This window comes from Pseudonocardia charpentierae (genome assembly GCF_031845345.1).
Classification (GTDB): domain Bacteria; phylum Actinomycetota; class Actinomycetes; order Mycobacteriales; family Pseudonocardiaceae; genus Pseudonocardia; species Pseudonocardia charpentierae.
In genome coordinates this window covers 1-3671 of record NZ_JAVREJ010000073.1, presented here as the reverse complement: position 1 = coordinate 3671, position 3671 = coordinate 1, and the positions used below count along the sequence as shown (strand labels likewise).

At 66.6% G+C, this 3671-nt stretch carries 2 protein-coding genes; one reads left to right on the top strand and one right to left on the bottom strand.

Annotated elements, in window-relative coordinates:
- The first annotated feature begins 578 nt into the window (after positions 1 to 578).
- Complete coding sequence (locus tag RM445_RS31840; protein WP_311560576.1) at positions 579 to 1895, top strand: M23 family metallopeptidase; 1317 nt, start codon at positions 579 to 581, stop codon at positions 1893 to 1895.
- A 350-nt stretch (positions 1896 to 2245) separates the two neighbouring features.
- Here the strand turns inward: RM445_RS31840 and RM445_RS31835 are convergent, their stop codons facing one another.
- Positions 2246 to 3502 (bottom strand): serine hydrolase domain-containing protein, encoded by a 1257-nt coding sequence (locus tag RM445_RS31835; protein ID WP_311560575.1) that lies wholly within the window; start codon positions 3500 to 3502, stop codon positions 2246 to 2248.
- Positions 3503 to 3671: the final 169 nt, after the last annotated feature.

Here is a 3671-nt window from a genome sequence, read left to right as displayed (position 1 = left end):
TGATCAGGACTGGCGTGAGAACCGTCATGATCAACGAGCGGGTCGTGCCCGCCCTACTTCACCAGCTCCGACGTGTCGCATAACCGCAGGCCACAGCTACCGCGTCAGGACTTTGCCGACCCCGTGGTCGGCGGCGAGCCGTGCATCTTCGTGGAGTTCTCCCGAGGCAACGACTACTACAGCTGACTGACCTAGAGCTGTGCCCCGTCAGCCCCGCCCGGCCGGTAAAATGCGGGCGGCTCCCCAGATCAGGGCCACCTACGACCTGGGCAACGTGTTTCACCGGAACGCGAACTATCGGGTCCGACTGATAGGCAGGACGTAGACCCGAGCCGCAGCGGTCGTGCTGAACCTCCACCCGACTGCGCATCGGATACTCCGGCCGGCGGGGTGGAGGATCAGGGAGACGCTGGCGGCGAGATGTTGACGTCAGTCGATCACGGGGCCAGGCTGGCCGGCGGCTATGTGTCTGTTGGCGTCGGGTGCTGAGCCGACGGCGCAACCGAGGTTGATCGGCACGGCGAGGACGAGACCTGAGACGGAATGATGGAAGGATCTGCATGCGGCCATCCGGAGTTGTGCTCGTTCTGCTCCTCGCGCTTGCCGCCTGTACCTCCTCTCCGTCGAACGGCTCCGCGCCCGGAGCGACGGCCGGCCCTGCGCCCGCAACGGGTGCCGGGACCGACGGCGGTTCCGCGTTCGAGCCGCTCCCGGCCGGGATCACGGTCAAGGATGCCTTTACTGCGGTGCTGGTCCAGGTCACCGATCCGCCGACGTTTCCCTTCGCCGGATCCGATGGCAAGTTCCACGTTGCGTACAACGTGGTGTTGCAGAACTCGTCGCGTGTCGCGGCGACGATCCGCAGGCTCGACGTCGTCGATGCCGCCGATCCCACGAAGGTCATCGCTTCGTTCGCCGACAAGCAATTGGTTGATCCCACCTGCGGCTTCGGTGACTGCAATCGGCTGCGCGCCCTTCCCGCCGCGTCGGTACAGGACGCGGTGGTTCCGCCCCAGGAGGCGCGGCTGCTCCTCATCGACTTCGCCTTCGACTCCCGGCAGGCGGCGCCAAAGTACGTCATGCATCACCTGTTCTTTGATGGCGCGTCCAGCCCGGTGACGTCGAGCCCGGTTCCCGTGGACTACGCCGTGACGCCCTACAGCATCTCCGCGAGTGGACCCATCAGCATTGGTCCACCGGTGAAGGGCAGGAACTGGATCGCGCTCAACGGATGCTGTGAACCGGGCTGGCCCCATCGCAGCACGCCGCTGCCGCTCAATGGAAATCTCGTTGGTGGTCAGCTGTTCGCCATCGATTGGAAGCAGACCAACGACCAGGGCGCGTTCTACACCGGCGACCGGACCAAGAATGAGAGCTATGTCGACTACGGCTCTGACATCATCGCGGTCGCCGACGGCACCGTGACCGCCACGCTCGACGGACAGGAGGCCAACGCCCCGGGCGTGCTACCTGCCGACGATCCAGTGCTCGGGCCGAAGTTGACCGTGGAGAACGTGGATGGCAACCACATCGTGCTCGACATCGGCCAGGGCGCCTACGCCTTCTACGCCCATCTGCTCAAGGACAGCCTGCTGGTCAAAGTGGGCGACCAGGTCCGCAAGGGCCAGGTTATCGCCAAGCTGGGCAACACCGGTAATGCCAACGCTTCGCACATGCACTTTCATGTCATGAATGGGCCGTCGGTGCTCGGCAGCTCCGGCATTCCGTACGTGCTCGATTCATTCGAGTACCAGGGCCAGATCTCGGCCCAGCAGCTAGCCAACACCGACGACTACCTCACCGGCAACTTCTTCGGCCCGGACCGTCTGGCGGCGCCGGAAGCCCGCAAGGACCAGCTGCCTATGGCGTGGGCGATCGTCAACTTCCCCGGCTGATCGCCGACATGAGCCACCGGCTCCAACTCGGCATCCGCCTCCGGGCGCATCGCTACTCGCGTATTGCCGGCCGGTTTGTCCGGTCGGACCCGCGGGTCCGGCCTCGGAAGTACGTAGCCGGGTTGGTCGCGGGCTTGAGCTGCGCCCCGCCGACGTAGGCGGCGACGGCGGCGATCAACAAGGATGAAGACGCGGGCACGGCCATTCGATGATCACGCTTGGTGTAAGAACCGCATGATCACCACCAGAGCCGTGCCCGCACCCCTCCTCCGACCGCGTGTCGCCGCAGCTCCGCGCCTACTCAACGCGCCTTTGCCGACCCCCGGCGGGAACCGGGGAGTTCCAGCTCGTCAGGTCGCAAACTTCTCGGGGAAGTACGCCTGCGCGAGCTTGAGAAACGTCGCCGTCGCGACACCGTCGAAGTTCGTCGACTTGTTCGCGACGACGACAATGGTGGCGCCCGCATCGGGAAGATGGAACATGGCAGTGTTGTAGCCATAGATGGCGCCGTTGTGCCCGACGAAGTCGTTGATCGAGATCAGGCCGGCGCCGTATCCGGTGCGGAGCTGGGGTGAGAGCTTCGCCTCGACGAACGTGGTCTGCACGCGATGCGCTTCGGGGCTGAGGAGTCGGCCCTCGGCGAGCGCCGGCGCCCATGCGTGCAGGCCCTCCAGCGTCGAGATCATCGCGCCCGCCGTGCCTGGGACGGCGGGGTTGACCGCGGTCACGTCACGTTCGGGCTGCCCGGCCGGGACGATTACGTATCCGCGCGCGGCCGGGGACGGCATGTCGGGAGTGGCCGGGTAGCTGGTGCCGGGCAGGCCGAGCCGGTCGACAATCTCATGCTGGATGAAGGCCCCGGCATCCTCGCCCGACACCTGCCCGATGATCTCGCCGAGCAGGATGTAGTTGGAGTCGGAGTACTGCCACTGCCCAGCTGCCCCCGGTGCGAAGGCCGGCGGCTGCCGGCGGAGGATCTCCAGCACGCGCTCGAGCGGGAACGGGGCCAGCGGGTCGGCGTCGAAAGCGTCGGAGAACGCCGGGTCGGTGGTGAAGTCAAAAACTCCGGAGGTCATGTTCAGCAGCTGAGCGACGGTGATGTCCGGCCCGTTAGGGACCCCCGGCACGAAGGTTTCAAGTCGGTCGTCGAGGCGCAGCTTTCCCCGGTCGACGAGCAGCAGTGCGGCGGTGGCAGTGAAGGTCTTGGTGATGCTGGCGATCCGGACGTGGTCGTCGGCGGTGAACGGCGCCTTGGTGCTGACGTCGGACACGCCGTAGGTGCGGACCAGGTCACCGCGCCCGGGAATCCAAACTCCGACGGCCATGCCAGGGACGGCACCGCTCCGCATCGCGTCGGTCGCGATCGTGTCAAGGGTCGCCGCGTCAGCCGCCGGTAGAGGCATGCTCGACGCCGCAGGCGCGGATGTCGCGGCCGAGCCCTCGCCCGAGGCTGCCCGTTCCGCACCGCCGCCGGACAGGACCGCGCCGAGCAGCATTCCCACAGCGATCACCCTGAGCCGCGACTGCATAAGGCTGATCTCGCTCCGGCACTCCACATCATTAGCCCCGTTTGGCGGGGTGGCGGTGCGGCGGTGCGGCGGTCCCATTCCTCTCGGCAGGGCTAGAGCCTGTTTGGGAAGCAGGTCAGTGCAGCCACTCGGCGAGGGCGGCAATCCGGACGGTGGCCAGGTAGCGGACGGCGAGTTTGTCGAAGCGGGTGGCGACGGCGCGATTGCGCTTGAGCCGGTTGATCCCGCACTCCACAGCGTGGCGCTG